Consider the following 16,667-nt stretch of genomic DNA (forward strand, 5'->3'; position numbering starts at 1 on the left):
TCGTCAACCGCACGAAGAAGGAGAACGCACATCCCTTGACCCAGACATGACCCTCTCAAAGTAAACTGAAGCCGGGTCACTTCTCGATGGAAAACCCGGGTCAGTTCCGCTTGGAAATCAACATTCGAAACGCGGCAGATCGCCGGCCTTGTCATGACTATGGTCGGCCGGATTATGCTTGTGATGGTCTTCGAAGCCCGCAGCGGCAAAGTCGTCGTTCGGCTCGTTGAAGTGATGTGAGTGGCCGTGGTGCTCGTCCGCGAAGTCAGCATGTCCGATTGCAGCGGCTTCGTGAAACGCGGATGATCCGACGGGGGCGCACAGGACGGCGATGGCGAGCACGAACGCGCTCGCCAGTCTTGCTAGCCCTGTCACCGTCCAGAGACGCATCAACCCTCGCGCATACTTATGAGCCGAGGATCATCGGCCACCCCGGCACTTGGTTTGTGACGGATGAGCATGGCAAGAGAAAGACGTCAATACATAGGCGGCTAATCAATGGAGCGCACACACCGATGTTATCAAACTAAATTAAACGCGTTCTTTTAAAGCCCATCGCTTTTTCAAAATGGTTTCTACGCCGCTCAGATCCCCGGTCAGCATGGCGAAGAACGAATGGCCGCTTTTGGATAAGCACTATGCCATTGAGAATGACGGGCTTGGGCGCAAAGCTGAGGCGAGCGCTCCCTGCTCTAGGTCGCGTCTGCATTCAAGGGATTCCGTTCTGGGTCTGAATTTGATTCAAGATCGCAAACGGAGAACGATCTTGAGCAGACGAACCCTTACCGATCGACAGTGGGCACGCATCGAAGGCCTGCTTCCTGGCAAACAAAGTGATCCCGGTCGCAGCGGTGTCGACAACCGACTGTTCGTCGATGCCATCCTGTGGATGGCCTGTAATGCAGCGCGTTGGCGCGATCTGCCGCCTCAATTTGGCAAGTGGACCGGTGTTCATGCCAGGTTCCGGCGCTGGTCTCTCGCCGGCGTCTGGCAACGCCTGTTTGAGAGCTTGGCCGAGGATCCCGATTTCGAATACGTCCTCGTCGACAGCACCATCTCGAAGGTCCACGCCGATGCGAGCGGGGCAAAAAGGGGGCTCAAGCTGCCGCCATCGGACGCTCGCGCGGCGGCCTGACCACCAAGCTGCATGCGGCCGTCGACGCGATCGGCCTGCCGCTTCGCATCCATCCGACGCCCGGTCATCATGGTGACTGTCCTCAGGCAAAAGGCCTTCTGGAAGGCATGTCGGGCGTCGGTCATGTCATCGCCGACGCCGCTTATGACAGTAATGCCCTGCGCGCCTTCATCGTCGGTGATCTCGACGCCACGGCCCAGATCAAGGCGAACCCGACGCGCAGGCGGACCCCTGCAATCGATTGGGCTCTCTATAAGGAGCGCCATCAGGTCGAATGTATCTTCAACCGGCTCAAGCGCTTCCGCCGAATTGCACTTCGCTGCGAGAAGACGCTTCCCGCCTTCATGGGTTTCGTTCATCTCGCTTGCGCAATGATATGGCTCAGATGAATGCAGACGCGACCTAGAGGTTTTTGAGTATGCTCAATTTCGGTCAATTTAGGATATGCGTACCGTCTCCGATGATCTTTTCACGTTTGGCCGGGATGAAGGGCAATCGCATAAAGAGTTCGACAAATGCGCAGACAGAAAACCGGCGCCTTTCGGCGCCGGTCTTCTGAGGTTCAAACGGAGCTGGAGGCTTAGTTGAACTTGTAGGAGATTTTCGCGGTGACCGTGTGGAAGTCGAAATCGTCGTTGACGTCGAAATCGGTCGAGCCGTTCACGCCGCCGGCGAAAGGTCCGCCCGAAAGGCGGGTCGAGCCGCTGCCGCCGAGATTGGTGTAGAGATATTCGGCACCGAACGACATGTTCTCGGTGAACTTGACTTCCATGCCGCCACCGACGGTGTAACCGAAATCGTCCTCGTCTTCGCTGACGATCGCGCGCGGATTGTTGCCCAGCGCTGCCGGCGAATTGGTCGAGAAGGAATAGTCAACTTCGCCATAGGCCAGACCACCGGTCGCGTAGGCCAGGGCCGATGGGGTGACGAGGTAACCGGCGCGAGCGCGGACCGTGCCGAGATAGTCGAGGTTGCGGTTGGTGCGGTAGAAGGCCGGGGTGTTCGAGTCGGCGTTCGAGGAGCGCGTTACGTCGAGTGCGTTGAGGTCTGCAATGACACCGAGGACGATCTGATCGATCTGGTAGTCGTAACCGATGTGCGCACCGCCGATGAAGCTCGAATCGAAGTTCGAATCAAAGTTGCTTCCGAATGCGCGCTGGATCGCGGACCCCTGGAACGCGAAGCCGTTCGGCGACAGCGTGACATTGTCCGGATCTTCCGGATTGAAGGCGCCACCACCCTGCACACCGACATAGAGGCCGGTCCAGCCGGATGCGACGGGCATGACGTCCATCATCGGCGCGGAATCCATCATCGGCTCCTGATAGACGACGTCGGCTGCGAGCGATGTGGATGCAAACGCTAGGGTGGCTGAAGCTGTCAGGAGTGACGTAATTAAGTACCGCATTTATAATCCCTCTCCTATAATATGAAATGTCACGTTCGCCGAAAATAATCAGATTGCATATGCCGCAATAGCAATAGTTCAAAAAATATCCGACAATACTGTCTGCATGGTTTTTGTAGTTTGGAATCAGCCGATCAAAAACGACTTCTCGAAAGCGACGACGGCATAGGCGAAGATGGCGGCCATGATCGCGTACATGTAGAAGTTAATGGGCGGCCAATACACAATCGCATCCTTCCTTGGTCGACATGTGTCGCCACGTCAGTCTTTACCCTAACGATTTCAAAGGTATGAAGTTTTCTGGCGCAAAGTCCGGCAATTTTGCCTCTCAGCGCCACCCCGTCTCCGTGTTCGTTCCGACTTTGGCTTGGTACAGCCCTTTATCTCTTTGACGATCGCGCGGTTCTCTCGAACGTCATTCGCCGCTTTTCGCCACGCGACGAACTCGGCTGACCGCATTCCATGCTTCAGGGTGTTTTGAGAGCCCTTCGATGGGCCGGACGACTTCCCACCGTGCATTCGGCATCGACCATTCGCCATAGCGGGCGATCGACGTGCGAGACCGATGGCGCGTGCATGGTCGCAGCATCGCGGGGCCAGATGCATGGGGTAATACCAACTCTTGGATTATCTAACTCTCGTTGAATTCCCAACGCGTCTCGGATGTGATCCAAAATGGTGGACAGAGAGCAGGAACGAGTTGCCTGCCATCAATGGCTTTGAACGGAAAGCCAAATGGACTTCTCCGTTACGCCGCATGATCAATCGACCGTCGAGATGAAACCGCGACCCGGTTACGCCCCTTTTCCTTCGCTTCGTACAGCGCTTCGTCCGCCGCCTTAAAAAGCGTCCTGAAAGAGACGTTTCTTCCTCGCTGAGTCGCTATCCCTATGCTGACTGTGATGTTTCCATTTTCACGGCTGCCATAAGAGATATTACGCTCAATGTTAGAACGAATGCGATTGGCAATTCGAGCTGCTTCCGCGACATCAGTTTTAGGCATGGCGATAATGACCTCCTCACCTCCGAACCGGGCTAGAATGTCATCGACACGAATATTCTTACGAATGGCATCTGCGACCTCGATCAGTATCTTATCACCGATATCATGGCCGAAAGTGTCGTTGACGCGCTTGAAGAGATCGATATCAATAATGAGCATTGATAGCGATGTTTGGCTTAGTCGGGCATTGTCAATCATACGATCGAACTCACGTTCGAATTGACGCCGATTGGGTAGACCGGTCAGCGGATCCGTCAACGCTTCAATAACCAGCTGTTTTCTCATGGAGAAGGATTTGCGTTCGTTACAAAGGACGCGGCCAAGGACGAGGACGCCAAGGGTATCGGCAACCGTTAACGGACCGATCGCGCGCCAAAACATTGCGTTTGCGTTTTCGATCGGCACGGTCAGAATAAAGAGCAATGGAACATTGCTTGCCAATCCGAGCCATAGGAGATCTTGAACGGATTTCGGCTTATTTTCTTCAAACAGAACCGACGTGATAAGCATGCCGAGCAACGCGGTTGAAACAATATTAGCAACGCCGGCGTAAGCGCCAACCCCGCCGCACCATAGCCTGACGGCCGAAGTGATTGCTGCAGCGACAATTGCTGCGACTGAGCCTCCGAACGGTGCGGCAAGAATGAGCATGACGGCTCTTGGATCGATGAACAAACCAGGTTGAAATTCAGCCGTATTTGCAATGGCAAGGCTTGCGCCTGCTCCAAAAAGGCACCCGAATATAAGATCTCTTGCCCAACCTAATTGGATGCCTTGTAAAATGCGGCCGTAGGCCATCGTCAACAAAGCGAAAATCCCCAATCCGTTGATGATCCCAAGCAGGAAATCAGGGGTAACCATAGTCGTCGTTTTGCCTTATTGCCCAAATTTGCTGCAGGATAACGGCAGAAGGTTACCAAGTGCCTTGATCAGTTAGCTTTGGGTTGGACGTGTTCAAGCAACGCGTGGAAATCCAATTTCAGTCTGAGTGATCGCTCTTTCCAAGGCCGCTAGACACCGCCCGTCGAAAGCTGAGCCGACTTCGGCCCACATTATCGACAAGGCCTTCTCGACAGACATCGCCGCTCGATATGGACGATCTGCCGTCAGTGCATCGAAGACGTCTGCGACTGATACAATGCGCGTACGCTCGTCGATCTCATCACCTTTCAGGCCGCGTGGATAACCGCGTCCGTCGAGCTTTTCATGATGAGCACCACCGATCCTCGCCATTTCCGAAAAGATTGGGACGCGGGCAAGAATTTTTTCCGAAAGGTCGGCATGTGAGCGCATCGCGATCCATTCCTCGTCATCCAACTTGCCGTTCTTGTCGAGAATTGAATTTGAGACGCCGAGCTTACCGATATCGTGCAAGAGAGCGGCCCGCTTAAGCCAGCGGCAGTCAGCCTCTGAATATCCGAGTTGTTGGGCTGTTATCTCTGCGTAGATCGCGACGCGCTCGGAATGACCGGATGTGAACGGACTCTTGGAATCGATGACCTGTGCGAAAGCTTGAGCGATCTCGTCTAGATATTTATCATCAACACGGATCAAGCTACCTGGTGGCTCCATACCGACAACGCGTTGAGCAAGATCATCTCGCCGTAGCTCGTCCCAGAAGCTTGGCTCTGTAGCAATCTCGGCAAAAACGTTGGCAATATGTGGGTCGAACCAATGACCGGTACGGGCCTCAATCTCGTCGAGCGCTGCTTGCGGTCCTGCCGCAGAATGGAAAACATCAACAACCTGAGATAAAAGCGCTATGCGTGCGTAGAGAGGAATTGCTGTGCCGGCGCGGCGCTCCGGTCGCCCCTCGCCATTCCACCGCTCATCAAGAGCATGTATCCCTTCGCAGACAGCTCTCGGAAAGCGAAGGGCTGCCGCGATCTCGGCACCACGATGGCAGCGTGTTTCGATCAACTCATCGACAATCTCACCGCCGTTTTTGAGAATATTAACGATCGCTTTCAGCCGTTCCCCGAGAGGCGACTTACGGCCGGTGTGTGAAACCACGAAGCCAAGAATTTTTGGCAACGAAGTTCCAAGCGTTTTAAAATTCTGCTTAAAACTGATATCGTCGGAAAGATAAAGTTCGCAAATCCGCGCCGCGTTCGATGAGCAACCGAGATCCTTTAGCATCACCATATAATAGAGTTCCCAGAGCTGGAGGTCCGGCAGACCGAGACGTCTACCGATCGCCTGTGCGATGTATGTTGCACGGATGCAGTGACCAGCCGGCTGACCTTCTGTCAGATCCAACGCATAGGACAAGGCACCGAGCAAATCTGATAACAGGACATTCTGTGAGGATTTTACACTTTCTCTCGCTACGATGTCGATGATCATGCAGAACTCCTCGTCTCTAGTCTTTAATCCCGAAAACTACCGCATAATTTACACAAAACTCTTATTAGCCGCTGCAATCTTACAATGTAGTAAAAAATGCTTTGAGAGGCCGTTCGCAAGATTTACCCTTGAGTTCCAGCGTGAAGTGCAGCACCTCGGAGCTGGTGTATGATCGGCTCGGTTATCGAGACCAACTGAAGTGTTGCCATGCCTGTCCCCCGTCAGCGCCTATTGCACAAATTCGAGGTTGTGATGTGAGGAGGATTTGGGCTTCGTCGTAGTGACGAAGGAACGAAGATGAAGGCCAAATCCTCCAATCTAAAATTGCCTGGGAAGGCACCTGCTGAGCAGGTCGTGAAAGACATTCGGCGTCAGACCCGCCGACACTTCTCGTCCGAAGACAAGATCCGCATTGTCCTTAATGGCTTGCGTGGCGATGACAGCATCGCCGAACTGTGCCGGCGGAAAGGCATCGCGCAGAATCTTTATTATTCTTGGTCGAAAGAATTCCTTGAGGCCAGCAAGCGTCGCCTGTCCGGCGACACCGCTCGTGCCGCCACCATTGACGAGGTCAAGGGACTGCGCCGTGAGGCTCGCGACCTGAAGGAATGCCTAGCCGATCTCACCCTCGAGAACCGCTTGCTTAAAATGCATGATCGCGGATGGGGGCGACGACGAATGAGGTATGCCGCATCACCGCGATATAATGACGCCAGTCGTAGATCGTGCGTGGCAACAAGTGATACGATTGATCGATCCGCCGCTTATGCTCGCACAAAGGCAACCCCTCGGCCGCAATGTAAAGCCGGGCCGGATAGACACGGAGGCTGACGGGCCGGTTCACCGCTTTTAGAATATCTAATTATTCCCTCGCACGTGCCGAAGTAACGCATGGCCCTCGGCACGTTTGAATTGAAAAACGGCCTCTTTTGTTTCGACGAAATCACTACAGAACGCTGGCGCGTTCGCGAACTTCGTTTGCCTCACTACCATAGTCGGATCCAGGCACGATCCGCGCAGAGTTGGGGTTGACGCGTGTTGCGTCCGTTCCGCCTGTCATGCGGCGGACGTCGTCGCGGGTGTCTTCCTCTCCGGACATGCGGTCGTAGTCAGAGCCTGGAACGGTCTTGTTGTAACCATAAACGCGCGATGCGTTTAGAGTGGTGCCGGCAACGTTAGCTGCAGGATTGGAAACACTGGCGCGCGAAGCTTCCTCGCTTTGAGTAGTCCCGTATTCTGAGCCCGGCACGATCCGGGCGCTGGCGGGGATCGAGTAGGCTGCAACAGCTGCGAACGTTGCGGCGACCAAAGTGGTCTTACAGATCAGGTGGGTCATAGTAATTCCTTCAAATGATTTATACACACTTCAGCTACGTTGCAGTTTGACGAAAGATTTGACGGCATAGCAAAATATTCCGCTCACTTATTATTGATAAGGAAAGCTGAATTATTAGCTATTAGTGATCGAAAGCGAAATTCGTTTATAATCCTTCGCATGATCTCCCCTTCGGTTCATTTTCTGCGGTCTATCTACGCCAGCAGCACACATGGACGCCTGCAGAAACCCTTCGCCTCCCGCCACTGCGGCGCGTTTCCCTCCTCTAGAGCACGTCCTTCGATCGATACATCGGATGTGACGTGACGGTCGGCGCTGGGTCTGATCCCATTTCTACCTCGATGGAGGTGGATGATGGCCAGAGCGTTGAACGAGGATCTGCGGTCACAAGTTCTGAAGGCGTCCTCGGATGGAATGTCAGCACGGCTGGTTGCCGCTCAGTTCGGGATTGGCATATCAACGGCGATCCGGTGAATTGGGAGGATCAGGATTGGCAAGCGGACGGTCCGGCCGCAGTGCGGGCGGCGGGGGTCGACCCGTGATCGGCACGCGGCCTTCATTGTCGGGATGATCGAGGTGCAGAAGGATATCACGCCCGACGAGATGGCGCGCCGTCTAGGGGCGGAGGCGGATGTCCGGATCGGCCGCAGCGCGTTGAGCGCCTGGCTCCGCCACCGCGACTGGACGTTAAAAAAAGACCGCACACGCATTGGACAAAGAGCGCGCCGACATCCCAACGCGGCCCCCAGCGTGGTTCGGCGGATAGCTTGATCTTGATTCCACCAGCCGATCGAATGTCAAATGTTGGACAAAAAACCCGGACGCTTCTGCATCTGTCCGGGTTTTCTCATGCGCACCTCGGTGACGCCTGCCGGATGAGTTATTTCGGCAGAAGAACGTTGTTTACAACGTGGATCACGCCGTTTGACTGATCGACGTCGGCAATCGTGATGATCGTCTTGCCGCCGCTTTCGTCCATGATCGCGAGACCTTGCCCTTCAGGCATGGCGACGATCGTGTCGCCAGAAACGGTCTTCATGGGGTAGCGGCCGTTCATCTCATTCGCACGGGCGAGAATCTGACCGGCCGAGAGCTTACCGGACACCACATGGGCCGTGAGCACCTTGGTCAACTGCCCTTTGTTCTCAGGCTTCAGAAGCGTGTCCACCGTTCCGGCCGGGAGCTTGGCAAACGCCGCATCGGTGGGGGCAAACACAGTGAACGGGCCGGGAGAAGCGAGCGTGTCCACAAGACCGGCAGCCTTGACAGCAGCCACCAGCGTTGTGTGGATCGGAGAATTGACGGCGTTCTCGACAATGTTCTTGTTCGTCGACATCGCGGCGCCACCGACGGTCGGGTTCTGCGCAAAGACTGCGGGCACTGAGGCAAGGCTGAGCGAAGCAGCAAGCAGCGTGGATTTGAGAATGGATGTCATAGAATGGGTCTCCCTTTTTGACCAGCACGACATTCTTGTCGCGCCTTACCGGGAGCTACGCGGTCGTAGTCGTTAAGATGCAGGAACCGGTTTGGCCGCTCCGAGACTCCTAGAAACATCTCGTAGTGAGTCTTGCTTACCAAGATTCTGCAAAGCGTGGGCCAACGACGCTTGGGTGGCCCAGCGTCCGGAAAGCTCAATACCATCTAGTGCTTTAGCCGAGATGGACTTGCTTTGGGAAAGTGGAGAGCTTTTCTGAAAGAAACAGGAGCATGTCATGGGCAGAACACATCGCCGGTTCGGCAAGGAATTTGAGGCGGGGGCCATTCGTCTCGTTGAGACCAGTGGACGCTCGCAGAAGCAGATCGCTGACGACCTTGGGATTGGTCGATCGACGCTGCGAAACTGGCTGACCAAGCACCGGGAGCGAGAACTCGAAGCACCCCCTCCTGACCGTCAGGAGGATCTAGGGCCTGTTAGCACATGACCCAATCGAGAGCGGCAGCGAGGCAGAGGACGCTGAGGAAGCTGGTGGCCGTTTTCTCGTATCTTGTTGCGACGGCACGCCATTCCTTCAGCCGTGCCCAAAGCCGTTCAACCTTGTTGCGGTTGTTGTAGATCCAGTCCGGGCAAGCGACTGGTGCCTCGTGTCGCAGGGGCGGAATAGCAGGGCGCGAGCCCATGTCCCAGATGTGCTGTCGAAAGGCGTGACTGGTGTAGCCGCGGTCCGCCACCACCCACTTGGGCACGTCTGGCAGGCGGTCGAGAAGCGGAACGGCGTGGGGCAGTTCGTGCGCCTGTCTTGGTGCCAGACGAAAGGCGATGGCGTGCCCTGCGCCGTCGGCCATTACGCAGGCCTTGGTTCCATAGCCTCGCCGAAGACACCGCCCCATTCGCCGACCGAGCGGTTGGACGTGATCATGATCGATCCTTTCTCGTAGCGCCGCGACACCAGTTGGAAGAACAGATGCGCCGCGTTCGCTTCAAACGGCAGGTAGCCGATCTCGTCGATGATCAGCAGTTTGGGCCGCGACAGGGTCGCCAGCTGTTTCTCCAGAAGCCCATCGGCATGCGCCTTCGACAACATCGCCACCAGCGTGGCAGCGGTCACGAACTGGACGCTATAATTCTGTCGGATCGCCTCGCGGCCGAGCGCAACGGCGAGATGGGTCTTGCCCGTTCCAGGCGGCCCGAGAAAGAGGACGGTATCGCCGTGGGCGATCCACCGGCATGTCGCCAGTTCCCGGATATGGCCGGGATCGAGCGAGGGCTGTGCCTCGAAGTCGAAGCCGTCGAGCTCGCGCACGAAGGGGAACTGGGCGATCTTACTCGCCATCGAGATCCGCCGCTCGTCGCGACGGGCGATCTCACGCGTCACGAGGAAGGCAAGCGCTTCGCGAAGCGTCATCTTCGAACGCGCCGCCTCGTCGAGAAGCGTATCGAGCTGATCGCGGATCGCCGTCAGCTTGAGCCGATCGAGGTGAGCGATCAGCGTCTCGTGGTCGATCGTCGCCATCACCAGGCTCCTCCGACAAGCGCTTCGTATTCGGCAAGCGGGCGCAACAGGGCCGGCGGTGGCGGGACTTCAGAGCAAACCGGACCACTCGCGCCGATGACGCCGATCAGATGGGCCCGGTCGACGATCCGCTGACGTCGTCCGCCGCAAACAGGGTGGTCGGCAACGACCTCGCCGGCATGGCGTATGACAACGCGTCCGCCGAGCACTACCACCTGGACGCTCTCGCCAATCAGACGCCATGGGACCGAGTAGCTGTTGGTGTCGAGGTCGATCGCGCAGTCCGCCTGCACCTTGCGAACGAGATCACGAAGTTGGCCGAAAGGCGCCTTTCCACCAAGCGGGCGAAGCGCGCCGGCCTCTTCGGCAAAACGTTCCGCCGGTGCAATGCCGGTCGTACCGTGGATACGCCGGTCAGCAATCTCTCGGGTCCATTGATCGAGATGCGCCTCGAAGGCGGACCAGCTTTCGAACCGTCGTCCGGCAATCGCGTTCTTCTTCACATAGCCGACGCCGCGCTCGTCCTTACCCTTCGTGCGGGCTCGGAACGGAGCGCAAGCCTTCGGCGCGAAGCTCCAATATCGTGCGAAGGTGTGAAGCCGATCGTTGAAGCGTACCTCGCGCGTCGTACGATCGTGATGCTCGACCAGCGCTTTCGGATTATCGAACAGGACTTCCATGGGAACGCCGCCGAACCGCAGAAACGAGCCTTCCATTCCCTTGAACCAGTCGGCCTGACGCTCGCGCAACGAAGGGCGGACGTGCAGTCGCCGTGAATAGCCCAGCGTCGCCACGAACACATGCACGCGCACCCGTTCGTTGCCGATCCAAACGCGTGTTTCGCCGAAGTCTATCTGCATCTGCTGGCCGGGCGCCGTCTCGAAGCGGACCGTCGCCCGCGTCTGCGCCTTCAGTTCGCGGCGCCAGCGCTGAACCCGCAATTCGACCGACCGCAGTCCGATGACGATCCCATGCTCGCTCGCAAGCTCCTGGCGGATGACGTCCGCATTCCCCCCGTGACGTAAGAAGCGCTCGCGAAGCCAGTCGTCCAGACCATCGAATGCCGTACGGCGAGACGGCTGGTAGAAAGAGACAGGACCACCTTCGCGGAGATAACGCCGAACCGTATTGCGGGCACAACCGAACTCGCGGGCAAGCCGCTTGGCGCCCCACCCGGCCTCATGTAGCCGCATCATTGCGGCCACCTCTTCGTTCTCGAGCATCGTCTCATCCTGCATCGCCTTCGATGATGCAGTCTTGCCCGTATTCTCAATCGCCATGGCGTTTTCCTCTCGTTGTCGAGAGGGGCAATTCTTCGTTTCGTCAGGGGGTCAGTTTCTCAGTTCGCCCGACAGCCGCCGTTTCTAAGATAGGCTGTAATGCCGGTGGCCCGGAAGGTGTGGTTGCCGATCCGCGTACCAATACCGGCGGCGGTCGAGCGCCGCTGGATCATGGCGTAGGCATTGGCTTGGGGCAGGGGCGTACGGGTTAGCTCCCCCGTGCCGCGCCTGATCGTGCGGAACAGCGGCCCTTTCCGATCCTCCGCGATGCTGCATCCGTCGAGATAGGCGTGCAGGTAAGTTTCCGGTTATGGTGACAGGGCACTTCGTGCCGCTTGCCGCCCTTCTCGTTCAGCCGAACCCAGAGACGGAGGTTTTGGACATAGACGTCGCCGACAGCCATCCCGAGCGCCGCACCGATCCGCGCGAAGGAATATACCATGAGGCCGATGAGCGCCCGATCGCGGAGACCTGCAGGCGTCGACACGTCGATGCTGTCGAGAAGCTGCCGCGCCTCGGACGGATCGAGCATGGGTGTCTTGCCACGGCGGACGCTATGCGAAGGACCGCGGACGGAAGCGACCGGGTTCACTGGTACGGCCTGACCAACCACCAGCCAGTCGAACAGGGCTCGGATCGCAGCAAGCCTCTGCTTGGCGGTCGGGGCCGAGCGCTCACGTGTCAGTTCCTCGATGTAGGCGGCGACGTGCAGCGGCTGGACGACAGCGATCGACGCCACGCTATGCGCCTCGCACCAGACGAGGAATTCACCGACAGCGCGGCCGTAGGCGCGGCGAGTGTTCGGGTTGCGAATATGGGAGGCGAAAAATTCAAGAAAGCGGACGGAGGCGCGCTCACTGGCAACGGCGACAAGCGCATGGATCGAAGCCTTTACGTTGGCTGCGACGAGGTCCATTGATTGATGATCAGACATCAACGGACCATACCTCGACCCCATCTCGCTCGAATTTTTGAAGGCGGTTCGTTCCTGGGAATCGTGGAGAAGCAAAGAACACGTAACGGTACCGCTCGGGTCGACTCGCGAGTTTGGCGAGATCGGCGGCCAACTTGCCGTTGTTGCCGGGCGTTACGGCAGCGAAAGTCTCGGCGCCAACGAGCCCATCGGTTTCGCTCATGATGTCGAGTGGTCGAGACATGTGCGCGCCGGGCGCCAAGACAAAGCCGCCGGCGTCGGGATGCCGGACCAGAAGCGTACGGGCGGCAGCGAGCGCCACCGCGTAGGTGAAGGTCTGATTGATCTGCTCGACGACGTTGAGGGCATGATCCGCGACGGGATGGAAACCGATCGTCTCAAACTTCATCGCACGCAGAAGGTCCATCGGCGATCCATCATGCGCCGCGATCCAGGTTTGGGTCTTGGCGGCTGCCGCGTGTACCGCTGACAAGTGGCGGTCGACGTCGTCGAGGCTGCGGACATGAAGCTCCATACACGCCAAGCTAACTCAGCTTATTCATATGATAAAGGACATTATCACATATAGATAATCTGTTTGCGAGCAACTCTCCCATATCGGAACTTGCAAGACCTTAAGCCGTATTCCAATCGAAGCGCCTTTCATTCTTCAGTAGGGCCGCGTTTTGGTTGTGGAAGTTTTCCTTCTCGTCGTGAACGAGTTGACCTCGCTGTTGAAAAGGAAGACACATACGCACCTGAGTTCACCGTCCTACCAGTTGGGTAGCGTCGTTCGTCGAACGTACAAGGTTTAACTCGAGCGGCAGGAAAGTGAGATGACTTCGGAATGTGATGCAGCATTGGAGGATCTGACCTCTGACCCTCCAAGCCCACCCAGAAGTCGAATGATGGGAAGGTAGGAATCGTCCTTCTTGAGCTGACTGGCCCTCATGCCTTGGCTCCGCTGGCTCGAACCTTCTCCCGCTTCCTACCAGACGCTTCACGCGGTACCGTAGCATAGGGCCGGATCAGGACCGACGCCGGGATCTGAAGTTCATCATGAAGCCGGTTGGCGACAGCCATGGTCAGCCCCCGTTTGCGGTTCAAAAACTCTGACAAACGCGATTTTGAGCCAAACACCGGTGCGAGCTTTTCGCGTGAAATATGGCGATCGGTCATGACCGTCTTCACCGCATCCACGGCATCTGGCGCCTCGATAGGCCACGTCTTCGCTTCATAGGCCTCGATCAGGGAGGACAACACATCGAAGCGATCGGCTTCTGCGGTGCCCGGCTCGGGCTCATGGACGAAATACTGCTCTACCTCCGACAAGGCCCAATCGTAATCGGCTTCGGTGCGGATTGGACGAATATCCATCAGACGGTCTCCGGTTTAATGCGGTCGTACTCGGCATGCGTCCCTACGAACTTAACCAAAACGCGACGAAACCCGTAGGAGACGTGGACGATCAGGCGGAACTTGTTGCCGCCGATGTCGAAGATGACCCGGTTGTCGGAAACGAAATCCACATTGGCTCCAAACTGAGCCTTGATCTCGTTTGGGGTGTTCCATTCGGCCTTGTCAACGAACGCATACCAAGTTCGAAGAGGCGCTTCGGCTTGTGGATGTCTTTCCCAGAACTGTCGCAGCGTCCGCTTCGAGAGAATTTGCATGAAAACTAGATAGCCCGTTCCACAATTGGGAACAAGGTAATTTTCAGCTTTTGGCAGCTACGGTGTTTGCTGCATGGTGGTAACGACGACTACCACTCGTACGGCAGCCCTCAAAGGCGAAGAAAGCCTCGATTTCGAATTGAAAGGAAAGCGGTTCGTCTCGATCTCGAAGCTTTCAACTCCGGCTTTTACCAATACGGGAAATATGCTGCGGATCTGTTTGACAGGCGGCTTGGCGTTCGTTCGAGAGCTTTACCGTCCGGCTCCCTTCCGGGCCACGCACCTGCAGATGCACAGGTGTGGATAGAACAAAAAAGAGCATTTTAGACTTTTTCGGAAATGCTTCAAATTGCTCGGTTTTTCGAGATTATTCCCTTATCGTCAGTTGCTAGGAAGGCATCATGACTTCCAAAACGGCATCAGAATGGGCAGAGCGTTTTAGGGCTGATCTTGAGGTCAGCGGCGAACGCGTTCCGTTCGATCGGGTCTTGAAAACTCACAGAGCAGCAATCGCTTCTCTCCGTGAGCGGGGCCTAACCTGGGCCAGTATTGCGCGCTTGCTGGCGCATGCGGGCGTAAATCGCGGTGAAGGTAAGCTCTATTCCGCCGATCATCTTCGCGTCGCTTTTCGACGCACTAAGCAATCTGATCATGATCGATCACCGCAAGATCGTGAACCGAATGCGGTAGAGCGAGTTGCCCCCAACGCGCCGACTGAACGCTCGAAAAATCCAAGACCCGGGCCTTTTCAATCCAGCGATCCCCTGCCTGGCTCACACCAATCGACGCGTTCCAGGAAGCCGCGAACCCGCGACTTCAAGGATGTGTCCGGGGAAGAACTTGAAACTGCTCTTTCCCGTCTCGAACGTATAAAACCAAAGGAATACTCAGAATGAGCACATGGGCCGAATTGATCCACGCGTCGACCTTCGAGCCTCTCGAGCCCGATGAAGGATTTTATCACGACTTCCAGGAAGTCGATTGGAATGAATTCTATCGCGAAATCGATCCATCAGATGAGAATTATCTAGGGACGATTTTCATTGACCAGTCCAGAGTCGATAGAGATTTTACGGTCGAAAACGTAATAGCGCACTACCAAGAGAAATACCCCGACCCCGCGAGACAATTCGTGCTCCACGCCATCGATCCGGAAGCCCTTCGTTTTTTCACCCTGTCTGACTGGACGGCGGCCGAGCGTGAATTCAATCAGCGCGGCTATGTGGCTCCGATCGCGTTCCGCTATGCCGGACGCGGCAATCAGATAGTTTCCAGATTCGTCAGGGAGCACTACCGAACGCTCGACTCCTCGTCCGCCATCTTCGGCAGGATGCTCGAGGCAATCGGGCCTAAAATGTTCGGCTGGGCGGAAAAGTTCGCGACTGATGGTTTGCCAGAAGGCGATCGTACCTGGTTTATCGAAGGAAAAGTGCTGAAATGTGTTGGACAAATGTCCGGCTGCCAAAGCCTGCGGGGCGGTCTTTCGCCTTCCCTTTCGAGGCAAGTCAAGCAGGAGCTTATCGGAGAACAAAATACGAAGCGTTTGATCGCCGAAAAACAGCGCGTGTATCGCGAACATCTCCGTCGCCCCCACAAATACGATCTCATCAGACGCGAGGGTCTGTTCCTTGCAACCCTCGACGCCGGTCCGGATGACGAAATTCATTTTGCACAGACATTCACGCCGATGACGCTTCTCAAGCGAAATCGGTCCGACAATAGCCATATGCCGCTTTTCGGGAAGAATGCCGATCGTGTTCTGGATCAGGTTTCGTTCGAGATCTCACCTGAGGCTTCGGCCAGCCTGTTCAATGCCCGATACTGCAGAGACGCCCCTAACGAAGTTCGACCCGCTACGCCTGTGACATCGGATATGATCCTGGTGTGGCAAAGTCAGGTTCTGGCGATCCTGCGAAAGGCAACTTGGCGGGCAGCCCTCGATGAAGTTCCAAGCGTTGCCGCAGACAATCTACGCCTCGAAGCCGAACGTCTTCCGCTCGAGGGAAGGCGACTTCAAGCTCCATTCGGTTCAAGAGGTGTTCCACGAGGGCGGCCCGCGCCCAATCTGGCGGAACGAATCTACCAGATGGCTGATGCCTATGCCGAAACCCTATCGGACGACAACCAAGTGATCGGCTCCGAGCAGATCGTGAGCGAGCTGACTGAAGAGGAGTTTTTGACTGCTTGCCTCCACGGCGCGACTTTCAGTATGGCTGAAGCAGATTCTCCTCCAGACTCTGCCGAATTGGTGGCTTTCTGGATCGGTCGGTTGAAACGTGAAGGCAAAGGACTCATCGACGGGTCCATTTCCATCGCACTCTTCGATATCCACAATCAGATCTGGAATTCTTTTTTCATAGATCTGCTTGCGCAACCAGTCTGGTCCGCAATCTTCGAAGCGGCTCAACGTGTTATTAGAACGTCGGACGTTGTCAACGTGACTTACAATTGGTCTCGTGACGTCGAGAACCCATGGTCGTCTGATGTGAATGAGAATGGTCATCTTATCATTCACGGACCACTGCTCAGTTTTCCGCTATCGAAGGCAGAAATCTGGGCGGAACGGACCGGAATAGTCCGAGAAAACCAGGACTTCGTCGTTTAAGTTCAAAACAAGCCCTG

The 16,667-nt window shown here is 56.4% G+C and carries 14 protein-coding genes and 5 pseudogenes; 5 read left to right on the top strand and 14 right to left on the bottom strand.

The window, feature by feature from the left end; genetic code table 11:
* Positions 1–117: 117 nt before the first annotated feature.
* Entirely contained in the window at positions 118–390 is a 273-nt protein-coding gene (locus U0C82_RS18170) for a hypothetical protein (protein ID WP_322189185.1), read from the bottom strand.
* Positions 391–766: 376 nt separating this feature from the next.
* Between U0C82_RS18170 and U0C82_RS18175 the strand changes: the two genes are divergently transcribed.
* A protein-coding gene (locus U0C82_RS18175) for an IS5 family transposase (protein WP_322189223.1) occupies positions 767–1,524 on the top strand; the annotation gives its coding sequence in 2 pieces (ribosomal slippage) (positions 767–1,091 and positions 1,091–1,524; 759 coding nt in all).
* 191 nt (positions 1,525–1,715) lie between these two features.
* Here U0C82_RS18175 and U0C82_RS18180 read toward each other — a convergent pair.
* The 3 genes from U0C82_RS18180 to U0C82_RS18190 all read right to left on the bottom strand — a co-directional run bounded on the left by U0C82_RS18180 (position 1,716) and on the right by U0C82_RS18190 (position 5,892).
* Complete coding sequence (locus tag U0C82_RS18180) at positions 1,716–2,450, bottom strand: outer membrane protein (RefSeq protein WP_322189187.1); 735 nt, start codon at positions 2,448–2,450, stop codon at positions 1,716–1,718.
* An 841-nt stretch (positions 2,451–3,291) separates the two neighbouring features.
* Positions 3,292–4,407, bottom strand: coding sequence for a GGDEF domain-containing protein (locus tag U0C82_RS18185; RefSeq protein WP_322189189.1), 1,116 nt, complete (start codon positions 4,405–4,407; stop codon positions 3,292–3,294).
* 93 nt (positions 4,408–4,500) lie between these two features.
* Positions 4,501–5,892 (bottom strand): HD-GYP domain-containing protein, encoded by a 1,392-nt coding sequence (locus U0C82_RS18190; protein WP_322189191.1) that lies wholly within the window; start codon positions 5,890–5,892, stop codon positions 4,501–4,503.
* A 297-nt stretch (positions 5,893–6,189) separates the two neighbouring features.
* Between U0C82_RS18190 and U0C82_RS18195 the strand changes: the two are divergent.
* Positions 6,190–6,594 (top strand): annotated as a pseudogene (locus U0C82_RS18195) (transposase); the annotation flags it as partial.
* Here the strand turns inward: U0C82_RS18195 and U0C82_RS18200 are convergent.
* The 3 genes and pseudogenes from U0C82_RS18200 to U0C82_RS18210 form a co-directional block, all read right to left on the bottom strand.
* Positions 6,581–6,733: pseudogene (locus tag U0C82_RS18200) on the bottom strand (IS21 family transposase); the annotation flags it as partial. The pseudogenes U0C82_RS18195 and U0C82_RS18200 sit on opposite strands and share 14 nt — an antisense overlap.
* Positions 6,734–6,838: 105 nt before the next feature.
* Complete coding sequence (locus U0C82_RS18205) at positions 6,839–7,228, bottom strand: hypothetical protein (protein ID WP_322189193.1); 390 nt, start codon at positions 7,226–7,228, stop codon at positions 6,839–6,841.
* Between the two features lie 880 nt (positions 7,229–8,108).
* A complete protein-coding gene (locus U0C82_RS18210) occupies positions 8,109–8,663 on the bottom strand; it encodes a fasciclin domain-containing protein (protein WP_322189195.1) in 555 nt (184 codons plus the stop codon).
* Between the two features lie 277 nt (positions 8,664–8,940).
* On the opposite strand from U0C82_RS18210, the pseudogene U0C82_RS18215 reads away from it, so the two are divergent.
* Positions 8,941–9,132 (top strand): annotated as a pseudogene (locus U0C82_RS18215) (transposase); the annotation flags it as partial.
* A 7-nt stretch (positions 9,133–9,139) separates the two neighbouring features.
* Here the strand turns inward: U0C82_RS18215 and U0C82_RS18220 are convergent.
* From U0C82_RS18220 to U0C82_RS18250, 7 genes and pseudogenes are all read right to left on the bottom strand, one after another.
* Positions 9,140–9,583 (bottom strand): annotated as a pseudogene (locus U0C82_RS18220) (IS5 family transposase); the annotation flags it as partial.
* Positions 9,535–10,179 (bottom strand): annotated as a pseudogene (gene istB / locus U0C82_RS18225) (IS21-like element helper ATPase IstB); the annotation flags it as partial. The pseudogenes U0C82_RS18220 and istB, both read right to left, overlap by 49 nt.
* Positions 10,179–11,459 carry an IS21 family transposase gene (gene istA, locus U0C82_RS18230; protein ID WP_322189197.1) on the bottom strand — a complete coding sequence of 427 codons (1,281 nt, stop codon included), beginning with the start codon at positions 11,457–11,459 and terminating at the stop codon, positions 10,179–10,181. The pseudogene istB and the gene istA, both read right to left, overlap by 1 nt.
* A 208-nt stretch (positions 11,460–11,667) precedes the next feature.
* A complete protein-coding gene (locus U0C82_RS18235) occupies positions 11,668–12,393 on the bottom strand; it encodes a site-specific integrase (RefSeq protein WP_322189198.1) in 726 nt (241 codons plus the stop codon).
* Positions 12,386–12,907, bottom strand: a complete 522-nt coding sequence (locus U0C82_RS18240) for a hypothetical protein (protein ID WP_322189200.1) — start codon at positions 12,905–12,907, stop codon at positions 12,386–12,388. Before U0C82_RS18240 ends, U0C82_RS18235 begins: the two co-directional genes overlap by 8 nt.
* Before the next feature lie 413 nt (positions 12,908–13,320).
* Positions 13,321–13,749 (bottom strand): helix-turn-helix domain-containing protein, encoded by a 429-nt coding sequence (locus U0C82_RS18245; protein WP_322189201.1) that lies wholly within the window; start codon positions 13,747–13,749, stop codon positions 13,321–13,323.
* The gene (locus U0C82_RS18250) at positions 13,749–14,045 is read right to left on the bottom strand and encodes a type II toxin-antitoxin system HigB family toxin (protein ID WP_322189202.1); all 297 of its coding nucleotides are present in this window, start codon (positions 14,043–14,045) and stop codon (positions 13,749–13,751) included. The genes U0C82_RS18245 and U0C82_RS18250 overlap by 1 nt, the downstream gene beginning before the upstream one ends.
* A 401-nt stretch (positions 14,046–14,446) precedes the next feature.
* On the opposite strand from U0C82_RS18250, the gene U0C82_RS18255 reads away from it, so the two are divergent.
* A complete protein-coding gene (locus tag U0C82_RS18255) occupies positions 14,447–14,941 on the top strand; it encodes a hypothetical protein (RefSeq protein WP_322189204.1) in 495 nt (164 codons plus the stop codon).
* Entirely contained in the window at positions 14,938–16,650 is a 1,713-nt protein-coding gene (locus U0C82_RS18260; RefSeq protein WP_322189206.1) for a hypothetical protein, read from the top strand. The genes U0C82_RS18255 and U0C82_RS18260 overlap by 4 nt, the downstream gene beginning before the upstream one ends.
* The last annotated feature ends 17 nt before the right edge of the window (positions 16,651–16,667 follow it).

Origin of the sequence: Fulvimarina uroteuthidis (assembly GCF_034321785.1) — a bacterium.
In the GTDB taxonomy this organism is placed as follows: Bacteria; Pseudomonadota; Alphaproteobacteria; order Rhizobiales; family Rhizobiaceae; genus Fulvimarina; species Fulvimarina uroteuthidis.